At 40.9% G+C, this 22,271-nt stretch carries 26 protein-coding genes; 19 read left to right on the top strand and 7 right to left on the bottom strand.

Annotated elements, in window-relative coordinates; all coding sequences use genetic code 11:
- The first annotated feature begins 137 nt into the window (after positions 1–137).
- From rlmH to B9T62_RS31660, 3 genes are all read left to right on the top strand, one after another.
- Positions 138–617 (top strand): 23S rRNA (pseudouridine(1915)-N(3))-methyltransferase RlmH, encoded by a 480-nt coding sequence (rlmH, locus tag B9T62_RS31670; protein WP_087918905.1) that lies wholly within the window; start codon positions 138–140, stop codon positions 615–617.
- 261 nt (positions 618–878) lie between these two features.
- Entirely contained in the window at positions 879–2,219 is a 1,341-nt protein-coding gene (locus tag B9T62_RS31665) for a DNA methyltransferase (protein ID WP_157794091.1), read from the top strand.
- A 16-nt stretch (positions 2,220–2,235) separates the two neighbouring features.
- Positions 2,236–3,540, top strand: coding sequence for a DNA methyltransferase (locus B9T62_RS31660; protein WP_169834461.1), 1,305 nt, complete (start codon positions 2,236–2,238; stop codon positions 3,538–3,540).
- Between the two features lie 48 nt (positions 3,541–3,588).
- Here the strand turns inward: B9T62_RS31660 and B9T62_RS31655 are convergent, their stop codons facing one another.
- From B9T62_RS31655 to B9T62_RS31635, 5 genes are all read right to left on the bottom strand, one after another.
- Entirely contained in the window at positions 3,589–4,779 is a 1,191-nt protein-coding gene (locus B9T62_RS31655; RefSeq protein WP_157794090.1) for a hypothetical protein, read from the bottom strand.
- A 105-nt stretch (positions 4,780–4,884) separates the two neighbouring features.
- Positions 4,885–5,910: an AAA family ATPase gene (locus B9T62_RS31650; RefSeq protein WP_087918901.1), complete on the bottom strand. Its 1,026-nt coding sequence runs from the start codon at positions 5,908–5,910 to the stop codon at positions 4,885–4,887.
- A gap of 27 nt (positions 5,911–5,937) precedes the next feature.
- Complete coding sequence (locus B9T62_RS31645; protein WP_087918900.1) at positions 5,938–6,417, bottom strand: hypothetical protein; 480 nt, start codon at positions 6,415–6,417, stop codon at positions 5,938–5,940.
- The gene (locus B9T62_RS31640; RefSeq protein WP_087918899.1) at positions 6,410–7,282 is read right to left on the bottom strand and encodes a hypothetical protein; all 873 of its coding nucleotides are present in this window, start codon (positions 7,280–7,282) and stop codon (positions 6,410–6,412) included. The genes B9T62_RS31645 and B9T62_RS31640 overlap by 8 nt, the downstream gene beginning before the upstream one ends.
- A 62-nt stretch (positions 7,283–7,344) precedes the next feature.
- On the bottom strand, positions 7,345–7,815 hold the full coding sequence (locus B9T62_RS31635) for a hypothetical protein (RefSeq protein ID WP_245864183.1): 471 nt from the start codon (positions 7,813–7,815) through the stop codon (positions 7,345–7,347).
- Between the two features lie 577 nt (positions 7,816–8,392).
- On the opposite strand from B9T62_RS31635, the gene B9T62_RS31630 reads away from it, so the two are divergent.
- Both B9T62_RS31630 and B9T62_RS31625 read left to right on the top strand, forming a co-directional pair.
- Entirely contained in the window at positions 8,393–8,770 is a 378-nt protein-coding gene (locus tag B9T62_RS31630) for a hypothetical protein (RefSeq protein ID WP_087918898.1), read from the top strand.
- Between the two features lie 6 nt (positions 8,771–8,776).
- Complete coding sequence (locus B9T62_RS31625; protein WP_087918897.1) at positions 8,777–9,037, top strand: hypothetical protein; 261 nt, start codon at positions 8,777–8,779, stop codon at positions 9,035–9,037.
- A gap of 13 nt (positions 9,038–9,050) precedes the next feature.
- Here the strand turns inward: B9T62_RS31625 and B9T62_RS31620 are convergent, their stop codons facing one another.
- On the bottom strand, positions 9,051–9,356 hold the full coding sequence (locus tag B9T62_RS31620; RefSeq protein WP_087918896.1) for a hypothetical protein: 306 nt from the start codon (positions 9,354–9,356) through the stop codon (positions 9,051–9,053).
- A gap of 50 nt (positions 9,357–9,406) precedes the next feature.
- Positions 9,407–9,745 (bottom strand): helix-turn-helix domain-containing protein, encoded by a 339-nt coding sequence (locus B9T62_RS31615; RefSeq protein WP_087918895.1) that lies wholly within the window; start codon positions 9,743–9,745, stop codon positions 9,407–9,409.
- 217 nt (positions 9,746–9,962) lie between these two features.
- On the opposite strand from B9T62_RS31615, the gene B9T62_RS31610 reads away from it, so the two are divergent.
- The 14 genes from B9T62_RS31610 to B9T62_RS31540 all read left to right on the top strand — a co-directional run bounded on the left by B9T62_RS31610 (position 9,963) and on the right by B9T62_RS31540 (position 22,249).
- Entirely contained in the window at positions 9,963–11,360 is a 1,398-nt protein-coding gene (locus tag B9T62_RS31610) for a stalk domain-containing protein (protein WP_087918894.1), read from the top strand.
- 90 nt (positions 11,361–11,450) lie between these two features.
- A complete protein-coding gene (locus B9T62_RS31605; protein WP_087918893.1) occupies positions 11,451–11,924 on the top strand; it encodes a hypothetical protein in 474 nt (157 codons plus the stop codon).
- Positions 11,925–12,237: 313 nt separating this feature from the next.
- Positions 12,238–13,086, top strand: coding sequence for a hypothetical protein (locus B9T62_RS31600; protein WP_157794089.1), 849 nt, complete (start codon positions 12,238–12,240; stop codon positions 13,084–13,086).
- 191 nt (positions 13,087–13,277) lie between these two features.
- Positions 13,278–13,760, top strand: a complete 483-nt coding sequence (locus B9T62_RS31595; protein ID WP_087918891.1) for a hypothetical protein — start codon at positions 13,278–13,280, stop codon at positions 13,758–13,760.
- Positions 13,761–13,844: 84 nt separating this feature from the next.
- Positions 13,845–14,381 carry a hypothetical protein gene (locus B9T62_RS31590; protein WP_087918890.1) on the top strand — a complete coding sequence of 179 codons (537 nt, stop codon included), beginning with the start codon at positions 13,845–13,847 and terminating at the stop codon, positions 14,379–14,381.
- A gap of 110 nt (positions 14,382–14,491) precedes the next feature.
- Complete coding sequence (locus B9T62_RS31585) at positions 14,492–15,517, top strand: DNA primase family protein (RefSeq protein ID WP_157794088.1); 1,026 nt, start codon at positions 14,492–14,494, stop codon at positions 15,515–15,517.
- 676 nt (positions 15,518–16,193) lie between these two features.
- On the top strand, positions 16,194–16,781 hold the full coding sequence (locus B9T62_RS31575; protein WP_087918887.1) for a hypothetical protein: 588 nt from the start codon (positions 16,194–16,196) through the stop codon (positions 16,779–16,781).
- 4 nt (positions 16,782–16,785) lie between these two features.
- Entirely contained in the window at positions 16,786–17,160 is a 375-nt protein-coding gene (locus B9T62_RS31570) for a hypothetical protein (protein ID WP_087918886.1), read from the top strand.
- 197 nt (positions 17,161–17,357) lie between these two features.
- A complete protein-coding gene (locus B9T62_RS31565; RefSeq protein WP_087918885.1) occupies positions 17,358–17,771 on the top strand; it encodes a hypothetical protein in 414 nt (137 codons plus the stop codon).
- Complete coding sequence (locus B9T62_RS31560) at positions 17,771–18,238, top strand: JAB domain-containing protein (protein ID WP_087918884.1); 468 nt, start codon at positions 17,771–17,773, stop codon at positions 18,236–18,238. Before B9T62_RS31565 ends, B9T62_RS31560 begins: the two co-directional genes overlap by 1 nt.
- On the top strand, positions 18,239–18,655 hold the full coding sequence (locus tag B9T62_RS31555) for a DUF960 family protein (protein ID WP_087918883.1): 417 nt from the start codon (positions 18,239–18,241) through the stop codon (positions 18,653–18,655).
- Between the two features lie 71 nt (positions 18,656–18,726).
- Positions 18,727–18,948 carry a hypothetical protein gene (locus B9T62_RS31550; protein ID WP_087918882.1) on the top strand — a complete coding sequence of 74 codons (222 nt, stop codon included), beginning with the start codon at positions 18,727–18,729 and terminating at the stop codon, positions 18,946–18,948.
- A gap of 18 nt (positions 18,949–18,966) precedes the next feature.
- On the top strand, positions 18,967–20,514 hold the full coding sequence (locus tag B9T62_RS31545; protein ID WP_087918881.1) for a recombinase family protein: 1,548 nt from the start codon (positions 18,967–18,969) through the stop codon (positions 20,512–20,514).
- Between the two features lie 67 nt (positions 20,515–20,581).
- Complete coding sequence (locus B9T62_RS31540; protein WP_169834460.1) at positions 20,582–22,249, top strand: recombinase family protein; 1,668 nt, start codon at positions 20,582–20,584, stop codon at positions 22,247–22,249.
- Positions 22,250–22,271 lie beyond the last annotated feature (22 nt).

Raw genomic sequence — 22,271 nt, 5'->3', positions numbered from 1 at the left:
ATAAGTAGAGAAAATATGCGATGTGTTAAACTAGAGAAGCGGATAACAGAGCTATAGTCAGAGGTTAGGGTTTCGTTTATGAGAGTATTTTCCAATTTATTGCGCTATTAATATAGAGGTCATTAGTGGAGGGTTATATGTTTATTCAGATTATTGGCGTAGGCAAATTGAAGGAAAAGTATTTGGTGGATGGCATCGCGGAGTATGCCAAACGGCTGACGCCTTACCTCAAGTATCAGGTGATTGAGGTGGCGGATGAAAAAGCACCTGACTCGCTGAGCGACGCTGAGGTCGTGCAGGTTAAAGCGCGCGAGGGAGAACGTATTCTCGCGCACATCAAGAGCGAGGCGCATGTCATTGCGCTCGCGATTGACGGCAAGCTCTGGAGCTCGGAAGAGCTTGCTGCAGAGATTGACCGGCTCGGTACCTACGGGACGAGCCATGTCGTCTTCCTCATCGGAGGGAGCCACGGGCTCTCCGATGAGGTCATGCGCCGCGCACAGCAGCGCATGAGCTTCGGGCGTATGACGCTGCCCCACCAGCTCATGCGCCTGGTCCTCACCGAGCAGATTTATCGCGCGGTGAAGATTAATCGGGGGGAACCGTATCACAAATGACGGCTAAATTTTTGGCTGACGTAGGACAGGTATTCAAGGATGTCAAAGGCTGTAGGGTTATGGTTAGTAAGAGAAAGCCTAATATAGATGTTATAAGATAGTAGTTCGCCTCGACTTCAATTTTTCACAAAGGGTATCGTGGAAACATTTGTTCCGGTATAATGAAATTGTTCCACTTTATCTATTAATGAAGATGTAACTGGGTTATACTTAAGGGATATGGTTCCATATGAACCTATAGACTGGGGAGGCAAGAACGTAGTGCAAGATCAAATGGTAAATTTATCCTTAATTCCAAATGAAGAATTCTATCAAGAGTTTGAAAGAGGATTTAATGTCGTCAACGGTGATCTAACATCGGCCACTTATAGAGCACTTGTAAATTTTACGGAGAGTGTTAATTATCCTAGACATAGATGGTTTTACTATCGGGAAGGCTTTTCACCTGAGTTGGTAAATGCATTAATTAAGGAATTTGATGTACCAGAGGATGGGCTGATTTGTGATCCTTTTTGTGGTGCAGGGACGACTTTATCTGTGGCCCATGAAAGAAATTTGCGATCAATAGGATTTGAGGTAAATCCTTTCTCGGCGTTTGTTGGCCAAGTAAAAACAAGGGACTACTCAGAAAAGGAGCTAATGCTTTTAGAGCAAGTCATAACAGAATTAGTTACAAACGAGTTTGATTACGAAGTGGCGTTACCTGAAAATGATTACTTAACAAAAATATTCGGCCAGGAAATGCTTTTTGAATTATTAAGAATTAAAGAATTCATTATTCAAATTGATGATGCTAAAGTTCGTGATTTGATTTTTCTGAGTTGGTTGAATTCCCTTGAACCCGTAGCTAAATATAGGAAGGCTGGTAATGGGCTCAAGATAAAAAAAAAAGCGAACAAAAACAGTGCGCTCAGCCCGAGAGATCAAATTTTGCATCAAATGAATAGTACATTGGAAATGATTAAAGTTGATTTGGCTTCCACGAGTTCCTTTAGGACAGAACCGATAATTTATGAAGAATCTGCAATGGATATGCATCAGTTTTTGCAAGGAGAGCAATTGGATGCTGTAATATTCTCCCCTCCGTATGCTAATTGCTTTGACTATACAAAGATCTACTATATGGAACTCTGGATGGGAGATTTTATTAAAACAAGATCTGATCAGAAAGATGTACGTATGAAGTCAGTACGATCTCATGTTCATGCTACTTGGCCTACAAGATATGAAAATTATTACTTATCCGAGCTTCATGATGTTCTTTTACCAGCTGTTAGATCCCAAAAACTATGGACAAATAGAATACCAGATATGCTAAAAGGTTATTTTGAAGATATGAATGTTGTTTTAAATAATATATATAAGGCGCTTCGACCGGGAGGTTCTTGTGCAATTGTAGTCAGCAATTCCTCGTACGGTGGTATTATAATCCCCACTGATGTTATTTTAGCAGCGAGTGCTAAGAATATAGGTTTTACGGTAAAAGAGATTGAAGTTGAACGGTTGATTATAACAAGTTCACAGCAATATAAAGTAACAGAAGGCTTACGTCGTTTCCTAAGGGAAAGTACTGTTAAAATCCAAAAGCCTTATGAAACTTGAAGGGAGTACTAATACATTGCAACTAGCTGAGATCACTTATGTACCAGAACTTCCTAATGATGTTATACAGGATGCTACCTACGAGATAGCTGCTAATAAAGCTCTAGTAGTGGGAAATAGCCATAGATTTTTTAATAAATACCCCGCCAAATACATTCCTCATATTCCAAGATGGGCAATTTCTAAGTATTTGGGACCAGAAGATGATGGGATTCTTGATCCATTTTGTGGGTCAGGGACAACTTTAGTAGAGGGAATGTTACAAGGGAAAAACGGCTATGGCATTGATGTTGACCCATTTGCTCGGTTGCTCACAAAAGTCAAGACAAGGCCCTTTTCTAGTGTGGAATTACGTACACTAGATCGAACGGTTTTAGCTATTAGAAATCGAATTGAACAATCAGTTCCGATAACTATTGAGTTACCTCCAATCCCAGATATAACAAAGTGGTTTAGAGAAGATATTATAGATAAATTAATTAAAATAAAGCAGTTGATTATAGCAGAAACTGGCGGAGAAGGTGTGATATTTGATTATCTGTCTATTGTTCTCGCAGGTATTATAAGAAAAGTGTCCAATGCCGAAAACGGTTCGCCGAAACCATATATCTCAACAAGGTTTCCAAAGGACCCGCAAGACCCATACCTGTATTTCTTTAAAATACAAGAACTGTACAGAGAAGCATTGGGTCAGTTTTCTCATGAAATCTTCAATCAGACTAATTTTGGACTCCAACGAGTTGTACCTGATATAAAACTTGTTGGTACAGATGCAAGAGATTTTGTTTTGGATAAAAAAATTAAGTTAGCAGTGACCTCACCCCCATATATTAATGCTTTTGATTACGTAAGAAGTTTGAAGTTTGAGAATTTGTGGCTTGGTTTAGCCGATCCAGATGATTTGCTGGAAATAAGACGTCAACATGTTGGAACGGAGTCGTTAGGGGAGAGGGGAAGAAACGATAATTTAACAGAAGTATTTAATATTCCCTCCTTAGATAGTGCCATTTATGAACTTAGGGAATCGGATTCAAAAAGGGCCTCTATTGTTACTGCTTTCTTCGAGGATATGAGGAAGAACTTGGGAAGAGTGTATAATGCTCTGGATGACAATGGAACATATGTAATTGTCATTGGAGATAGTTTAATAAGAGGTGTAGAAATACCGACAGCAGATATTCTAGCATCAATGGGTAATGAATTTGGATTTAAGCTTGAATTGAAATTTCAATATGTCATCAGGGATAGATACCTCCATATTCCGCGAGGCGGTAAAGGAGGACTTATTAAGCTAGATCGAATCATTGTGCTTAGAAAATGATCCCAAAACAGACAAGCATGGCAGCGTGGCTATCATGCTTGTTTTGTATTAGACTAATGCATCAAAAAAGTCTAGTAACGAGCTTCGCAAATTTCTAAAGTCTGACAACCAAATGTCGTTTTGCTTTTCATTAGTGGGTCTTTGACCTATACCTGACCATACAGTAAGCATTGCTTTCGGTGTTTGGTTAAGAGCAAATTGGAAGTCTGCAAGGTAGGATAAAACATCGTGAACTCCCTCCCCAATGTAATGGCGATCAGACGAAAATTTCACTTCAACCACAGCGTTCTTTGAGATAGTTCCTGCAGGTGTAGATTTCTCTACATTGATTATGATATCTGGCTGTCGTGTTTTAACATTACCGATTTGATATAGTTTAAGTGTATCAACGTATTTACTATTCCGGCTAAATGTTCGTGGTACATACTGATACATTGCTGAAATAGTTGTATTATTTGGAAGCAGATAATTGAAGATTGTCTTGTTTTCTGCTCTTAATATGGTTATTTTTCTTTTTCCATTCTGCTTAACTCTGATTTCTTCAAGTACAGAAATTACCTCGAAAAGAACAACAAACTCATACAGTTTATCAGGTTCTTGTGGACTGAGTAATTGTTCGCGAAGGACACTAAATAATGCTTTTTGATCTTTATTAATGAAAATCTTAAAGTATAGGTCACCAAAAGCAGATAGTTCTCTATAATATCTATTTCTATTTTTTGAGGTGAGTTCAATTAATTTGTAGTTTATTACGTTAGATTTTGATACTTCCCTAAGATGAGGGTGCAGCCGCGCTTGCCTTACGGTTTGAAAGACCTCATTCAAAAGGTATGTCCAACCTTCAACTTTCCCGGGCGCAATTTTTAAGGCTTCTGGAATTTTAACGTACAAAAACTCCAAGAAAAACTTTAGGAATTGGTTTGCCGAAGTATCATAAACCCTATTGGAAGGGCGTGTAACAAACAATGATCTGTCGCTGAATCCTGCAGCAGCCCTTCGTCTAAATGTCTCCCCCCAATCAACAACCCCCTTTATAGAACCTCTATTTTCTACATAATCTTGTTGAGTGTTTCGGTCTAAATTACGCATCACTTGCTGGATGATATCGATGATACCGCTACGGTAACACTTAATAACAAAATGCACGGTGGCTAGATTCACAAAATCTTCAACCTCAAGGTCATTTTCGAATGCCAGAGCTGAGGTAACGCCATTTAACAGATCACTTTTACGGTACAAGTTCAAACCTAAATAAGTAGATTCCACTCGTTTAAGCATTAATTTATGTCGAAGTTGAGTGTTTGTAGTGTTGATAGCTCGAAATTTAATACAAATCCCCCCATATTACCTCAGGTTATAACCTGTTACTGACCTGATATTTGTTAGAAGGTAATCGGCGGCGTTAGGATCTGTTACAATAGCTGGTTTAACAAATTCCCACAACTGGGATATCTCCGAGTCATCTAGTCCTTGAAATTGAGGTAACAAGTACATTGTCAGCCCTTCCGCAAAGTGTTGTGCATAATTAATATCAAAAGTAAGTCGGCTGCGAAGATATGCGATTAAGCCTTTAAACATGGCTGGACCAACTTCTCGCATAGTTGCTTTTTCAGTCGCAATAGCAATTAGTTTGAGACAATCAACAATTGAGGCTTGTACTCCTGCGGCCGAAGCCCAACTTGCAATTAAAGAGCCATAGTTAGAAGGCACACCCACTCTAATTACAGCAAATCTACGCATAAATGCATAAGACATATCAAAAAGCGATGTTTTGTCAAATTCATTCATTGTGGCTATGAGGCGCCAATCATCATTTTTATAATAGACTTCGCCTGTGCTTAGTCCATTACCAGAAACGATACTTATTCTATTGCCTGTAAGAGAATTTCTATAAGGTAACAATACATCACCATCTGAGAGAACTGTAAATAACTGACCGATGGCTTTATCAATCTGAGCACGATTAATTTCGTCAATGATTAGCCATTGGCCGTTTTTAATGCTCTGAAGAACTACCCCTAGCTCGAATTTTAAAGCATTTGGATTATGGGAAGCCAAGTCAGGCATGTACCCTCCAACTGTATCAAAAGTAGTCCAATCTGCAGTAGCAGTAGTGATTAGCGGTGATACCCCCCTTGCAGCAAGGGCCACAGCATTTGCAAGAGTGGTTTTTCCGGTTCCCGGGGGACCACTTAAGATAATATGATTTCCTGCATTAAGTGCCGCACAAATTTGATTTATTACTAAATCTGAAATGAAAAATGAGCTTCCCAGAATAGCTTTAACCTGTGCTGGAGCAACATTTACTTTAGCCGGAGTTGTCGCCATTTTCATTAAAATGTCAAAGTCATTAGAGTTAATTATTGGCATCTGATTAATTCATTCCTTTAGTTAATCTTATTCATTCATCAAAGCAGTTTTAAGCTCGTCAGACAACCATTGATTAGCTAGTAAGTCAGATAACTTGATAGGTTGAATGAACTCTGATTCTAGCTCAAGATGTAAAAGTAAAGAACTTCCGTTATCTGTGACATCGGCAGAAATCTTGTGAATCCCTCTGCATTCTAGTTCTGGTTCAGTAAAAAGAAGAACGTATTCATCTTTTTGAGGTAATACACTATTGAACTTAGTCTTCAAAGGAGTCCATTCAGTTATTCCATTGGTATTATTGATTTCATCAAGTTTTATAGCCTCAATCCATTTATTTTCAGAGTTTATAGCCAGGCTAGCATTGTATGCGCCTGTTCCCTCTTGTATCAGTGAAGGCTGTTCCTTTCTAGACTTTACTCCTAAGAGATTAATGAGTTTTGTTGCATTTTCAACAATGGTTTTATCAGCTAATTCATTTGCTTTCATCAATGGGTTTGTGTCACTCATAATTTTCTAATCCCTCCGCGTGCTCATCATCATCCCAATCAATTTCCTCATTTAGGACAGATAAATTGTTGTTAAAAAAGCAATTTATGAAATTTGTATCCAAAATACAATTAATTATATCTGTATAATTTCCCCCGAGTTCCATGCGTTCCCACGTCCTGCCAACCTTTTGGAATGTAACCAAGCCAGAGAGACCTAAGTATTGAGGGAAGTATTGATGTCCTTTCTCATTTTCAGTTATATCAGCCTTTGAAAAGGTAACAGTATGAGCACGATATTGATTTATTGCATTATCGAACTGCTGTTCTTGAGTAGGATTTTCATTTTCAAGAATAAACGTATTTAATAGATACCATTCCCATTTATCTAAAGAATGATATTTATGCAACGCTTTGATAGTCGCATGCAAAGGATGAAAGGGCGTTCTGCTGTCGCTCTTTCTAGCTCCATCAGGGAAATGATACTGAATCAATGCCTTAACATAAAAACTTTCATACATGGTTTCAATGCTTTTTCTTATTTGGTGATTTTCCGCTGCTATCTCCCCTATTCGTTCTTCAATTGAAACCAAGGCGAGTAACACTTCCCCTAGCGGGGTGATTACTGAATTAGAAGTAGGGATAATTCTCATGTTGAGAGAATTAATCTTAATTATCCCCATTTTTTCCAAAATGCTTTTTATTGTTCTAACCTGTCCAGGTGATTTAACACCTATGGCCGCTGCAACATCAATCTGTAAACTATTATTCCAAGTTCGACCATTTACTAGAATTGGATCTGCAAGAAATTCCATGAGGCCTTTAAACTGATGATGAAGTGTATCATCCAAGTTTCTGCCTAAGTTGTCCCAGCCCTTTAATTCCATATAATCCTCCGGTGATGCAATGGTTATTTTATCCTATTTATATAGTACACCTTTTTATTAAATTATTCGATGGAGAACATAGGACTTTTTAGCATTGTGTTAACGGCATCCTTGTTAATTCGCTTACCAGAAACTGTTGATTTAGAGAATTCAACAAGTAGCTGGTTAATAGGTAAGGGGGAGAGTGACCAGACCACGTTCTTTACCAAAATGCAGCCTAGTAGTTGCTGGTGACTGATTTCTTGATTTGGAAAGTTGAGTGCACCTAGGAATTCTTCAAAAGTAGCAGCTCCATTCGAAGATCCGTACTTATTCCAGCAATTAATTGTAGAGTTTATTTCAAACTTTTCAAATAATCCAAATCCTCGTATTAACCTGCTTCCTTTCTCTAAAAAGAATATTGGAGACCCTATGGTTACCGCCTTGAAGACAGGTTTTCTAATCCAAATGTTAACTTTTGATTTGTTTTCAGTTTTACATAGAGTAGTCCAAAGGGAGTTAACTATTGCAATGTAGCCCTCATGATAATCCATATACTCACCCCGAGATCAGAATTGTACTTAATGAGGATATGACTATCGCCGATACAACAGAACCAATTTCGTTCAAAGTTATTTCATTCCGGCATTGAAAAAACCATCAGTGACCTTCCATATCAACATACAGTTTATTAGCCACAGGATAAAAGTTAATTTCATAAGTTTTTGCATTCAAGAACAGTATAGAGTCAATTGCTTTGCTATTGAAGGCATTTTGCAAGGTAGAGTATTGAGTCATTATTGCAGAAATTTGTGCTTGTTCAGCTATTTCTATTGAAATAATGTTCCGTATAGTGCTGTTGAGATAGACATCCGACATACTTACCATAATTTATGTTTGTTTCATTGTTTACCCGTAATATTGTATTTCTATTATTTTGAAGCTTAATCGCTTATAAAAGTCAAATACGCCTGCCACTCATATCATTCTTCAGTCTTTTTGTTATATACACAGACACTCTTTAAAAAACTAAAAACTGAAGTGAGTAATATAGCACTATCCCTATTCCTATTTAAATAGGGGTAGTTTCAATTTAAATTATCTAAAATCAATCAATAATGGAGGCTAACTATGAACAAGCAACATCAACAACGGATCTTGGATTTTCTCAAAACATCATTAGATCCAGAAGGCACGATTCACTTTCTGGCAGTGGCAGCAATGGAACAAGAACAGATTGAACATCTCCAATCCATCACCATAAAACTAAGAGTAGCCTTAACCTACCAAGAAGATCAATCCATTAACCCATATTTTGACGGAACCGATATGTATATCTTGATGACCCCGACCGGAATTCAATTTGCCCGAGAGGAAGAGTGGGCAGATGGACCTCCAATAATGGAGGGGAGCCCAATTGAACTAGCGCTAGGCTGGGTCTCTCAATTAAATGTACCGTTCTATGTTTCTTCTGAAGCTCATGAAGCGGCACATAAGGAAAGGGGGTGAAATCTAATGCAGAATAGATCCAATTACGAATCACTCGTAGAAAGTGAGGATACGCTGGTTAACCGTATCGAGACCTGCTCCGAGACCATAGACGCTGTGCTTCAGATGCTCTTCAAAAAGGACGGGCCGATTCACCTCCCGACCGTACGAGAGATCGCTGCTGCGATGCACGAGGTTCAAGTCAAGTTGGAACGTGAACTGCTACTTGTTCGAATAGAAAAAAGACTCACAGCCCGATACATGGACAGCAAGCCTATAGTCGACTAAATGATGGAATATTTTATTCCTCTGGAACAGCAATGCCCTTTATCTCTAAAAACTCCAACTCTGCCTCCAGTATTTCCTCCACTTCTTTCTCAGTTAAAGCAATGTCCTGCTGTTTTAAAATATGAACTATGAGCTCGTCATTATCGATTTGAACTTCGCCATTCTCATCTTCTTCTTTGTTGTTAATGTACTCGTCTGAGTAACCAATAACAGTTTGAATCAGGTCAGCATCATGACCCGTTTTTCGAGACACGAAGCTGTTCAATTCATTAATATCAATATAGGGCTTTTCACCGTGCATATCGTTTTCAGTTGTCATTAATATCATCTCCTATTGTCTTAGTATACCAAGGAACCCAATGTCTAACTCTAATCCTTTGATTTCTCCCAATCTAATACGGTTTGTAGCACTCTTAAGGCCATTACCTGGTCTTGCGCAGAACGCTCGGACAGCATCTCCACAATCTGTCCCAAAGTATCCTTACGCTCCATCGGATCAAGGTATCGGAATAGTTCCTCTAACGACACTCCCAATCCACCAACAATCTTCTGCAATGTCTCGATCGTTAGATTCTTCTCCCCGCGCTCCACCTGACCCACATAATTCGTATGTAAACCGGATAACTCGGCTAACTGCTCTTGGGATAATCCTTTATCCTTACGCAGCCGACGTATCCTATCTCCGACTCTCTTCACCACATCAGACACAAATACCACCTCAAGAAAAGCTTACCTGAGGGGCTTCTTGGACTTAACACACTACAAATGGTATTTGACTAAAATATAACATCCATAGATAATAAAAAGGATACAAATTACATCTTTTAGTGTGGGTACAATGCCCTAACTATATTTTAAAGTATTACCGAATCATGTTTTATATTATTTTATACTACTTTATCAGAACTAACGGAGGAATCTATCAATGCAAATGAAAAACCGAATCATCACCACTCTTACCGTCGCTACAATGCTGCTCGCACAAGCTGGGACTGCTCTAGCGGACAGTACGATCAACGTGTACCTGAAAGGAAAACTACAAACCTTCGAACAATCGGCAATCATCAAGGACGGATCAACATTGGTTCCCATGCGGGCCATTTTCGAGGCACTAGGTGCAACGGTCAAGTGGGATGGCAAGCAGCAAATCATCGACGCTACAAAAGGTGAAAAGGTCATTCGCTTGCAGATTGGTTGGAAAGGCGCTTGGATCGGGGAAACCAAAGTGGCATTGGACGCTGCTCCACAAATCATAAATGGCAGTACAATGGTGCCGCTACGCTTCATCGGTGAAGCTCTTGGTGAGAAGGTCGAATGGGATAGCACTTCTCGTTCCGTCCTCATTTCAACTGACAAATCCCAGCTTCCGAAAGCGGATAGCGGGGTGTATAAAGGCTATGCCACTGTCATGCGGGACGTGATAAAGAGCGAAACGTCAACAGGTGTTAAGATGCCAGATGCTACCTATAAGATTCTGGAGAGTAACAGTGACGCGTTCTTTGCGACTAATCGGGACAAGTTCTCTCTCTACGACAAAGCTAAACAGGTAAGTTCAGCTAATATGTCAAAGAATCCAGCCCAGTACAGCTCCACAATTACTGAGGTTAGTCGAATCCGAATCTTTGACGTACAGGATTTGACCGCAAAAAATGGACAGATCACGACTATGGCCTATGGAGAGAGTGAAAGCGGTGGCCTGTTCTTCCAGATTTTCTACGCCGGTTCTAAGAAGCTGGCTAAAGAAGATGTCATCGAAATGGTGGGAATCTCCGCAGGCAAGTCGCAAATCAGTGTGATCAATCGTCAAGGCAACCAGTACGATGCCCCTGTGACAGTTTTTGTAGCCGGTAACATCTTTACTGCATTAGAAGAGTATCAGTTGCAAGCAGAACGCGGCAAAGGTGAGACCATCGAGTTTGACGATGAGGCACAGGCGCGTCTGGATAAAGGCACAGTGACGAGTTACACAGGCGAGATGGGTCTCGTACAGGCGGCTGAGGACGGAGTGCTTAGCGAGGTACAGCGTCTAGTCGGAACAAACCATGTCGATGCTAACGCTCTACCCCAAAACCGGACTCCGCTGATGGCAGCAGCTCTTAAAGGCAACGACGAAATCGTCACGTATCTGCTCTCGCAGGGTGCCGACCCGAATTTAGGCTATTCCTTTACGTCACCGCTTAGTTCAGCAGCATACAGCGGAAAAGCTTCAACCGTGAAGCTGCTGCTTCAAGCAGGTGCAGTTCCAAATGACTTTGCTCTAAGTACGGCAAGGGATAATGGATATGCTGACATCCTAACGCTTCTGGAAGCTGCTACGAAGTAACCAGTCTTTATAAATTTACAAGTCCCCATGTCGCTTCTAAAGGACATGGGGAATCTATAAATAATAGATAGTGGAATGGAGGCGTAGCACTTGGCAATTCTTTTTTTTGACATGCTGAAAAACAAAATTGATATGACAAAATCGGAAGCAGCGGTGAGAAGAGCAGAGAAACAAGACAACAAGCGATTCCGGCAAGCACAGACGTTCTCAGATCGGCAAGTCACGATCAGCACCAAGGCGGAGCTGGAGGATGCTGTAAGCAAGAGATACGGTACAATCATCGTTGTAGGAGAGCTAGCTAAACATGTCAGCGCAGGTTATAAGGCCAAGCATAAACTGGCTGCGTTGGAGAAGGCTCCGCCAGTAGTGTCGGCCGGAGCCTTAGTTGCTGTCGGCATAACGGAGTCTATTGTCATAACCGCAATTATTGCGCTAGCCGTTATTCTAGTTGTTGCATTATTCAAGAATTACGATATCGATACCGATATTCAAATAACCAGTGAACAAGGGGAGTTACAGCCGAAGCTTAAGCTGAAACTTTTAAGGAAAATGGAGTCCCAGTAGATTTCTTTCCCTCATATGAGAAATTCATTTTTTGTATGGTATTGTTTATTCTTTGGTAAAGAAACATCGTGGTTGGAGCAATACCCCGAATGTGAATCAACGCCTTAATAGCTCGTAATAAAACTGTGGCGTCCAATTTCTATTGGGCGTTTCTTTTTTTGAGATAAGCTGGGCTATAATAGTATGTAAAACCCATCTCGAGGTGATTGGATTGGACCATTGGTGTGACCACAAAATCAATGAGTGTAAGTCTCTTACTGACTTTGTAAAGGATTTGAGGGATTATCGTAAGATAAGCAGCAGGAAAGATGAAGTGTATAAGCAATTTGTGCATCTGTTAAATTTTGTGTCAAATCTGGATATTGATCCGAAGGAAAAAAAGGAAATATATTTTGATACATCTGAAGAAGTAATAGTGAAGGAAGTCATAATCGAACTTGAAGGCCCTTTTTTAAAGAGGTTGGAAAAAGAGACAATAAGCGACACGTTTAATGAAAAGGATACAGATGCGGTCGCCTTTAGAGATAGGATGCTTAAGTTAGCTGAGGCCATTGGCGATCCGGAATTGAGTGGTATTTGGACAGAAATCATTGAAACGCTGAGCCGATTAGAAAGCAGAAAGTACCTTTTTGAAATCATGGGGGAACTAAGCAATCAACTATTTCTAAGCAAAGATACGCTTTATGATAGATTTATGGATTTGATGCGTTTTGGGGATATGAATATGAAGAATTTAAAGGAAAACGGAAGACAATACTGTTTCTTTGTGGAAGAAGAAAGGTTTATCAAAGATCTGGTAACTGAAATGGTGCAAGGCAATTATCTTTCCAAGTTTACAAAAGGAAAACCAGCAGGAAAGAGCATAGAGGAAGACGATAAGATTGCTTTAGAGTTCCGTGAGCGAATGCTTGAAAAGTGTAAGAATATTGAAAATGAGGATTTATACAAATCATGGCATGGGATTATAGAATTACTTAGTCAACATGAGCTTCGACTACAGAGAAGGAAGACTATGGAGATTCTGAAAGAAGGCATGGAGGGACTAGTGACAGTTACTAGCGACAAAAATAAGACCTATGAAGAGCGCATTGATACATTATATAGATTAAATGGCGTTCTCAATGCCATATTTAAGCAGTATACTACCCCAAAAGATAAGTAAAAAGATAAATAGATATTATTATCATAATCCGTTGACAATGTCAACGGATTATTTTGCATTTCCATTGGGTTTTTCCTCATCTGATTTTGCCCAAATGCCTAAATATCAATGTCATGGCACAATACAAAATGTAAAGAGAAAACACACCTTCCAGACCCCGAGGGCCTGCAAAACAAAAGGAGCAATCTACAATGCCAAAGAAGATTGAGATTCAAATTCGTGACCGCAATAACCAAAACCTTTTTGAAGAAGCTTACAAACCATTGTATGTTCTCATCCGCGAAATGGGCATCGAAGGAGCTTCTTGCAAGATTAGTGAGATGATGAAGAGCGAAAGACATTCTGCCATGATCCGTCTTACCCATGAAGTGGACGGAAATACTGAAATGATGATGCCAGATTTCGAGCTTGTCTTCAAGGTTGCTGGAGATTCCCAAGAAAGAAAGGAATCCATTCGTCAAACCGTTCTTAGTACTTTTAAAGTCATTGAATACGAAGAGGCCAATGATGAGATGCGGTTTACTAGCTACAGAGGTGAAGGGCCGCGTCTTTACGACATAAGAGATGTTATCACGGTCGCCAATGGAAAGTATGGGCAGGAAATTGACAAGAGAATGGCTTCAGTCGATTTGACCGACTATAAAGTCATTTTCACTGTTTGTGATTGCTGGTGAATTCCTCTCAGCTATGAGCTTCAAGCAGCGTAAGTACTTTATTTTCCGAATACAATACTAAACCATTAGGAGAGTGCGTTAACCATGTTTACAAATAACCTGCAACCGAAGGCACAATTGAAACTGAGCTTAGAAGATTTCGGCGGAATCAAACATTTGTGTGATGGGAAATCACCGATGTACAGGCTTAATGCTGAGTTTGACAACTATCAAGACACGAAGTTGTCTCAATATCCAAATAAAGAAAAGGCACTACAAGACTTAACGCAAGCTCTAAGCAATACTAGCTGCCCTCCTGACCGAGTTTTTATTTCAGATATTTCTGACTTGCACGTAAGTGCTGACTGGTACCCTCCAATTCCGCTATTGTTTACAGATGTTGAGCATTATTGGATGTTGATCAATAACTTTTCGAAGTATATTGGTACGTTTGATTTTACAAAAGGACAGTTTAATACGGGAGTATTTGCTGATAGCCCAAACGAATTAAGTGAACGTGAGGAGCAATTCATCACTACATTTGGCATAGGTGTTCAGATTATGTCGAAAAGAAGGCTTGATTTTTATGCACAAACTAAGAAGTACTCGCCGCAAAAAATTGAAGTGGTTGATGCGAGATAACACATTAAAGTCTTCATTTAATTAAAAATATGCCTCAATTAGCGTCTGTTGCTTCTTACACAATTGACGCTAATTGCGGGACTTACAATCGAAGGGTAGTGATAGCAACCATGAGCAGCAAAAATTCTAAATTTAAACTTCAAGATTACGCCATTCCAACTGACGAGGATCCCTTAAATGATGACGTAAAAAAGAAGCTAGAGGTACGTGGCTTTTATCAAGATGAACAAGGTAAAATACGACTTAATGCAAACATATTTGTTGACTATGTGCTAAAGCGCCTTCGTTTACTTTACAATAACAGTTTGTTCCATATTTATCATATCAGTCGTGGTCAATGGATTGATATCACGGAACATGAGTTGCTCATTCTTACTCGTGAGATCATCCATGAAGCCCAAGAAAACTTGTACCATAGCAGTTTCAGCAGAGAGTATATGCAGGTACTCAAGCTAGAAACGCCGCAGGTAGATCGGTTAAACCCTAATAAACATCTTATAAATCTGAAGAACGGAATGCTTGATATGGTGACGAAGGAGCTTCTCCCGCACTCGCCTGAGTACTATTCGACGGTCCAGATTGATTTGAATTACGTTCCGAAGTTTATTGCTCCGAGATTTATTCGTTTTGTAGAAGAGATTACACAAGGAGATACTTCACTTATGGCTCTCTTACAAGAGATATTGGGTTATATTCTTTCAGCTGAAACATGCATTCAGAAAGCATTTTTCTTTGTTGGAACTGGTTCCAATGGAAAAGGTGTCCTTACAAGGTTAATCACGTTACTAGTAGGGGGACAGAATGTCTCTAATCTTTCGCTTAAGGATTTAGGAAACCCCTTTCGATTAGCAAACCTTGTTGGTAAAACGGTGAATATCGCGGCTGAAAATGAGGTTGGTCAACGTGGATTCCAGAGCGAAATTTTTAAGCAGCTCATCGGGGGGATGACATTACGGTTGAACGAAAGTATGAGAATTCATTCAGCTATTCTCCGACATCTAAATTTATCTTTGCTGTCAATACGTTGCCTTTTACCAATGATCGCTCATATGGGCTCTACCGAAGGCTCCTCCTATTTCCTTTTAGCCGAAAATTTAAGGATGACGAGCAGGATCTTAAACTTATTGATGAATTGACGAAGGAACTGCCTGGTATCTTAAATTGGGCTCTTGAAGGTCTGAATCGACTTCGTGAGCAAGAGTTTAGGCTAACAACCTCTGATAGAGTAGATGAGCTTTTGAACCAATATAAACAAGAGCAGAATCCGCTGATTTACTTTGTTCAAGCCTATATATCAGTAGGTGATGATTCAGAAAGGTTGAGCCGCGATGAGATACGTACAGTTATAGAAACATGGTCGAGAAGGAATGGGTATGATGAAATAACGAAAATGTCAGGGCAGCGGCTGTGGTCACTATTCAGATCGGTGCTCACTGAGATGGAAATACCCGTTTTTACACAAGACAGTAATGGGAAGAGGTACTTTCGCCGCATTAAGTGGAAAATAAAACCTCCAACAGCTATTACTCTCAATCGCTAATAAATTGTAGGGCAGAGCAGTGCAGATGCAGTGCATCTAATGTTGACTCTAAATGCTTATGCCATATAGGAAAGTGCAGAAGTGCAATTACATTAAAGAATAATATTTATAGAAAATGGTAGGTTCAGAATCATATTTAGAAAGTTTTTTCTATGATCCGCACTTCTGCACTATCCCAAACGCTTCAAGGTCTTTTGAATGATTCAATCAGCGCTTTATCCGTACTTTCATTGTACTAAGTTACTAAATACGACTAATCGGGGGAATCTTTCATGGCTATAATCCGGAGATCGGCTCAACCAGAAGATAATAAATGCTATCAAGGTGAAGTGGATAGGGTGGACTATCTCCCCAACACGACAACCAACTTTGGAACCAGAGATATACTGAGAATCGTATTTAAGCTGGACGATCAGGGCATGCAAACAAATGTAAGTGAACGGTACAATCTCCCACTTATCCCAGAGAGTAGGTTGGGACGGGTAATAACGACCTTGCTTGGTGGCATACCCGAAGAGTTGGACACGGATCAACTTATAGGTCTGTCATGCCGCGTTTTGATTGAACACAGGTATCTTTCCGATGGCAATTTGTGGAACGGAGTTAAGGAGGTCCTACCTCTTCTACATGCTACCGATAATGACACATTGGAGGTTATTCCAGCTATCACTAATAGTGTATCTCCATCAACAATGGATTTATCAATTCCAAGTATAATGAAGAAGACAAAGGTTCTCCCCATTTCTGGAATTAAATCAGCGCTTGCTAAAAGGTCACAAATAAAGAGTTCGCCATCTTTTGACGCCGCACTCCTATTTGAAAGTGACGAATCAGACGAATCAGAAAGTAACGAGGAATAAAAATATGGCGATTTTACGTCTCAGTCGAAACGATGGTGGCTATATTCCCGAAGGTATTTATCAAGCAGTTATACTCTATGTTTACATTGACTCTGCGGTGAAGGTTGGAGATAACCTATGCGATCAAATAGTTATCGTTTACCAGGCTGCTGTTGGCCAGTTCCTTCGGACGGTTAGGGAGAGATACTTTCTCCCGTACCGTGAAAACTGCCGCTTAGCATCTGTATTACAATCATTTCTTGGCTATGTACCGGACCAATTTGATAGTGATAATTTAATTGATATGGATTGCTATATTAGGATTCAGCACAAGGAATTAGCTTCAGGTCAAACTTGGTGCTATGTCGATGAGGTCTTTCCTATGGTAGAAGAATCATAGGGGACAAGCAGCAGTGTGGTATTCGTTGATGACCTGATTATTGCGGAAAGGGGCAACGTTAGTGTGTAAGCACTCTGTATTGTCCCTTCTAATATATAAGATAATAGGTTAATAATGTAAATAAATAGATTTTAAGCAGATATTATTCCTATAGAATCCTGATTCTTTCAGGAAAACTTCTATAGGAGATGAGTTCAATGCAAACCATTACGAGTGAAGAACATATTGGTAAACTGCTTGAAAGCGACCAATATCCTGCTGCTGTGAAAGGATACCTAAGAACCGAATATGAATCATTGCAAACAGCACTCCATCATGATGAAGAACAGCCCTACTTAATGGAGGCTCACGGATACATTATGGCTGTGTTTGAATTCAAAGATGGTAACGAAAGTCTGTTAGCTAGCTCCAACGGTCTGGATTTGCTGAATTCGACTCCAGAGTACGTAGAACTGGTAGAACTGCCCGATGGAATTCGTATGTATCGAGCCTGCCTGATGCCCGACAACGAGTGTTTTCTGCTGATTTACGCACTCAGGGGCGCTTTAAGGCCAGAATTGGAACAGTGGTTTACAGAGCAATCTGGATGCCTGGCTAAGGAGGACTTCTAATGAAAACCTCCAAGCAAATACCAGCAAAACGAATAGAGGTTGTTTCTCTACGAATGGTACGAGAGAAAACATCGCTGCTCTACCCTAATCGCGTGATTCGCTCGCCTCAGGATGCGGTTGATTTGTTCCGCCAATTCATCGGTGATTGTGATCGGGAATCATTCTGTATCCTTTGCCTCAACACTAAAAATGAACCGACCGCTATGCATCAAGTATCCTACGGGTCGCTGAATGCCTCAATTGTTCATCCCAGGGAGACGTTCAAGCTTGCGATTCTTGCCAACTCTGCTTCCATTATTGCCTGCCATAATCATCCGTCAGGCCAGCCAGATCCCAGCCCTGAGGACATTGAGATAACAGAGCGACTGCGGGATAGCGGCTGCCTGCTTGGCATCGATCTACTCGACCATCTTATTCTTGGAGAAGGCATTCAATTTACAAGCATGAAGGAAAGGGGATTGATGTAGATGTGTTATACATTTGATTCCCAGAGATACGTAACGCGAGGCGTAAATAATGAGCTCAACCCTGAACTGCAACTGCTTCTATGGGCGTTACTGGATGAACAAATCCAAAGCAACGTACAGATGGACTACCTTCAAGTATTTGATTTGACTACTGAGAACGAGGGAAGTCATATGGTTCAAAAGATCATCCACTCTCAAGAGCAACCGAAGCGGATTAAATCCATTAGTTATTCGGGTGTTAATACGCCGCTGCATGGCATTACCGTGTGGATAATTGATAGCGATGAGTATGTGACGATGCTCTTGCCACATCAGAATATTGAGAGGGTGGGACAGAGGAATCCAAGGGTTATTAATCTCATTATCGTAGCGCTTCAAATAACAATCGAAATCATTAAAAGCAGTAGAAATCACTAAATAGAGTAAACAAGTTTGCTTCTAAGGGCGGTGCTCTTGTTTTGACGACATACTTCAAAGGGGGAGCTGCTATGAGAGAGGGCTTTAATGTACAGTACGAGTTTGAATCCGCTATTGATTTGCTCTCGGACATGGTTATCAACTACATTTCCATGCAAGAGAGAAGGGCGTCATATCGTGCAGAAGTTATGCTCTGGCTGGAGCCAGTCGAATTGCTGGAAATGGAAGAACTGGCCAATCATGAACTGACCTCACAACTTCTTGGGACAGCAGACTACCAAATGGTCGCCTGAGAATAGGAGGTCAGCCTAATGGAATCAACAGTAGCCCTCTACATTCGGGTCTCCACAGATGAGCAGGTGGATGGTTACAGCATAGATGGTCAGATGGATATGCTTAAGGCATACTGCCGACGGCACAATCTAACTATATACAAATCATATATAGATGCAGGAAAATCAGCGAAGTCGATTCAGGGCAGACCCCTTTTGCAGCAGTTACTTTTGGATGCGCAGCAGGGATGTTTTCAAAACGTCTTAGTCTGGAAGCTAAATCGGCTTTCACGCAACCATAGTGACTTGCTGCATATGGTGAAAATACTTAATAAGAGCAATGTCGGAATAAAGAGCGTGACTGAAGACATTAATACAGATACGACGATGGGCAGCTTTGTCGTACAGGTGCTGAGTGCTATTGCTGAGCTAGAACGAGAACAGATTTGTGATAATGTCCGTTTAGCAGTACAAGAGCGTAATCGGCAGGGATGCTGGAATAGCGGGAACATGGTGCTCGGTTACCGGTGGCATAAGAATCCTGACCCTGGACAGCAACAGCTTGAAGTTGTGGAACCTGAGGCTGAGATAGTCCAAACTATTTTTACCATGTATGCAGATGGATTAGGGTACAAGGCAATCACCAATCGACTAAATGCTGCAGGCTATCGGACCAAGAAAGGTCTGGCTTTTGGCATCGCAACGGTGAGAGGTATCCTGACTAATCCCAACTATATCGGCAAAATACGCATTGGTACAAGCCAGCGCCATACAGGCGCTGAGGTACAACTGGTGGAGGGTGAACAAGAAGCAATCATTGCTTTGGAATTGTGGGAACAAGTCCAAGCCAAGCTACGCAGTCGATCGAACCCGCCATCTAAGACGATCAAACGGCATTTTCCATTGTCAGGATTGCTCAAATGTCCTGAGTGCGGGTGCGGCATGGTTGCAGCACACACGAAGAGCTATAACAAAAATGGGACGATTCGGAAGAACTACTACTATGTATGCTCGATCTATAGGAGTAAGGGCTCCGCTGCGTGTAGCTTAAACGCGATTCGTGCAGATGATATGGAGCACTGGTTCTCTCAACAAATTCAGGAGCTTGTGACTAAACCTCCTTTGCTGAATCAAATCATCGCGGCAGTGAACGATAAGCGGGATCTAAGCCGTAAACCTCTTGAGGATGAAAAGAGAGGTCTGATTAAGGAACTGGCTACATTTGATCAGCGGCAGCAGAGATGCTTTGAGTTATTTGAAGAGGAGCATATTCCTCAGGAGGTCTTAGTCACGCGGCTTAAGGAACTCGAAGAGCAGAAGGCTGTTAAGCAAGAGGCCCTGCGAGGTGTTGAAGAAAAACTAGCTAATCAACAGATACAACTGGTAGATAGCAATAAGATTCTTACCGCACTGAATAATTTGTGGGCTATGGTCCAAACCTCCTCGCATGAACAGCAAAAAAAGCTGTTTAAGAGCTTATTTGATAAAATCACGCTCCCCCCTGACAAGGATATATCAAAAGCTGTCTTACATGGGAGCGCATCGTTAAATCATATACTACTCACAAATGACACGGAGGAATTATAATGCAAAACCAACAGCCAATCCGTTTAAATCAAGGCCAAGTCGTGCTGGAACTAGAGCGAACATTCTCATGCTAATGACATCGGATAAGTTACGTCGTGTTGCTATATACGTTCGTGTAAGCACGGAGGAGCAAGCTGAGCATGGTTATTCCATCGATGCACAACTCAAAACGCTGACAGACTACTCTAAGCTCTATAACTATGAAATCTACCGCGAGTACGTGGATAGAGGTATCAGTGGTAAGAGCATGGATAACCGCTTCGAGCTGCAGCAGATGCTTCAGGATGCAAAAAATAATTTATTCGATACTGTGCTGGTTTGGAAGTTTAATAGATTGGCGAGAAATGCAGAGCATCTTTCACAAATCGTTAATATTCTGAATAAAAATAACGTCGCGTTTATGTCCATGACAGAACAGTTCGACACCTCAACGTCACACGGCAAATTCATGTTGCATATCATGGGGGCTGTAGGACAGCTTGAACGTGATACCATAGTTGACAATGTTAAGATGGGTCACAAACAACGTGCTAGGACAGGGAAGCACAACGGTAAGCTACCGCTAGGATATCGAAGTGTAGAGGACATCGTGAATGGCGTTCGGAGTCGGGAATCAAAGGTAGAGATTGTTCCTGAGGAAGAAGTCATTATTCTCAAGATATTTGAACGATTCGCTACCGGACGAGGCTTTAAGTCGATTGCGAACGAACTCAACCATGAGGGGTATGTTACCCGATCTGGTGGAGCCTTCTCCATCAGCGGTGTGAAGGAGATTTTGGACAATCCATTCTTCGTTGGAAGGATACGTTATGGAAGGTATGAAAACTGGAGTGAGAAAAGGCGTAAGGGCCTTAACACCAAACTAGAGACTTTTGATGGGATTCATCCCGCTATTGTTTCGGAAGAACTATGGAACAAAGTGCAGTATTTACGTAAGAAAAAATCAGTGGTCTCCCTAAAGCGGTTCGATGGAGAGTTCCTGCTAACGTGGCTGATCCGCTGTCCAAAGTGTGGAGCACCGATGGTAGCTAATCGGACTCAGAATCGTAAGAAGGACGGCAGTAAGGTCACGCGTCTATACTACTCTTGCAGCAACTTCCGTAACAAGGGGAGCAAGGTATGCAGCGCCAACAGCATTCGGAAGCTGGAGGCAGAGAATTATGTAATCGAACGGCTTAAAGAAGTACTAGCAAAGCCCCAAATTCTCAAAGCCATCGTGAAAAACATTAATGAAAGGAAAACGAAGCGTGTCAAACCTCTCCAGCAGGAACTTGAGCATATTCTGGTTAAGATAACAGAGCTGGAGGGGAAGCGGCGAAAGTACTTTGACATGTACGAAATGAACGGCTTAGATAAGACAATGTTCTCCAAGCGGCTTGATGATATTGGTGAAGAACTGGAACGATTACATGTCAAAAAGACAGAGCAGGCTGCTGAAATGAAAGACGACCATGCGGAGCCCGTCTCCTACGAAGTTGTCCGCGCTCTTCTGAACAAGTTTGATAAGCTGCTGGACTCGTCATCCTTTGACCAACGAAAGACCTTAATGCATTTGGTCATCAGGCAAATTACAATCAAGGATTCAAAAACCATCGACCAAATCGATATGAACTTCGATGAGAATACGGTACACCATTTTTTAAACGCTGACCCTTCTGTGAACTATGCAGAAGGGTCTTTTGCTGTCCAGATGAAGCGAGAGACCCTGGGTCGAAGCATTTCTATTGCAATTTAATTATCAGCTAATGTAACGTATG

The organism is Paenibacillus donghaensis (assembly GCF_002192415.1).
In the GTDB taxonomy this organism is placed as follows: domain Bacteria; phylum Bacillota; class Bacilli; order Paenibacillales; family Paenibacillaceae; genus Paenibacillus_AQ; species Paenibacillus_AQ donghaensis.
The sequence above is the reverse complement of the archived record's forward strand: the minus strand, read 5'-3'. Positions and strand labels throughout refer to the sequence as shown.

Bases quoted from the DNA above. Each gene is read 5' to 3' on its own strand.
- B9T62_RS31545 (WP_087918881.1), top strand. From the start codon at position 18,967: ATGGAATCAACAGTAGCCCTCTACATTCGGGTCTCCACAGATGAGCAG.
- B9T62_RS31540 (WP_169834460.1), top strand. From the start codon at position 20,582: ATGCTAATGACATCGGATAAGTTACGTCGTGTTGCTATATACGTTCGT.
- B9T62_RS31620 (WP_087918896.1), bottom strand. From the start codon at position 9,356: ATGACAACTGAAAACGATATGCACGGTGAAAAGCCCTATATTGATATT.
- B9T62_RS31645 (WP_087918900.1), bottom strand. From the start codon at position 6,417: ATGAGTGACACAAACCCATTGATGAAAGCAAATGAATTAGCTGATAAA.
- B9T62_RS31560 (WP_087918884.1), top strand. From the start codon at position 17,771: ATGAAAACCTCCAAGCAAATACCAGCAAAACGAATAGAGGTTGTTTCT.
- B9T62_RS31590 (WP_087918890.1), top strand. From the start codon at position 13,845: ATGTTTACAAATAACCTGCAACCGAAGGCACAATTGAAACTGAGCTTA.
- B9T62_RS31635 (WP_245864183.1), bottom strand. From the start codon at position 7,815: ATGGATTATCATGAGGGCTACATTGCAATAGTTAACTCCCTTTGGACT.
- B9T62_RS31630 (WP_087918898.1), top strand. From the start codon at position 8,393: ATGAACAAGCAACATCAACAACGGATCTTGGATTTTCTCAAAACATCA.
- B9T62_RS31575 (WP_087918887.1), top strand. From the start codon at position 16,194: ATGGCTATAATCCGGAGATCGGCTCAACCAGAAGATAATAAATGCTAT.
- B9T62_RS31640 (WP_087918899.1), bottom strand. From the start codon at position 7,282: ATGGAATTAAAGGGCTGGGACAACTTAGGCAGAAACTTGGATGATACA.
- B9T62_RS31650 (WP_087918901.1), bottom strand. From the start codon at position 5,910: ATGCCAATAATTAACTCTAATGACTTTGACATTTTAATGAAAATGGCG.
- B9T62_RS31565 (WP_087918885.1), top strand. From the start codon at position 17,358: ATGCAAACCATTACGAGTGAAGAACATATTGGTAAACTGCTTGAAAGC.
- B9T62_RS31570 (WP_087918886.1), top strand. From the start codon at position 16,786: ATGGCGATTTTACGTCTCAGTCGAAACGATGGTGGCTATATTCCCGAA.
- B9T62_RS31550 (WP_087918882.1), top strand. From the start codon at position 18,727: ATGAGAGAGGGCTTTAATGTACAGTACGAGTTTGAATCCGCTATTGAT.
- B9T62_RS31585 (WP_157794088.1), top strand. From the start codon at position 14,492: ATGAGCAGCAAAAATTCTAAATTTAAACTTCAAGATTACGCCATTCCA.
- B9T62_RS31625 (WP_087918897.1), top strand. From the start codon at position 8,777: ATGCAGAATAGATCCAATTACGAATCACTCGTAGAAAGTGAGGATACG.
- B9T62_RS31595 (WP_087918891.1), top strand. From the start codon at position 13,278: ATGCCAAAGAAGATTGAGATTCAAATTCGTGACCGCAATAACCAAAAC.
- B9T62_RS31555 (WP_087918883.1), top strand. From the start codon at position 18,239: ATGTGTTATACATTTGATTCCCAGAGATACGTAACGCGAGGCGTAAAT.
- rlmH (WP_087918905.1), top strand. From the start codon at position 138: ATGTTTATTCAGATTATTGGCGTAGGCAAATTGAAGGAAAAGTATTTG.
- B9T62_RS31610 (WP_087918894.1), top strand. From the start codon at position 9,963: ATGCAAATGAAAAACCGAATCATCACCACTCTTACCGTCGCTACAATG.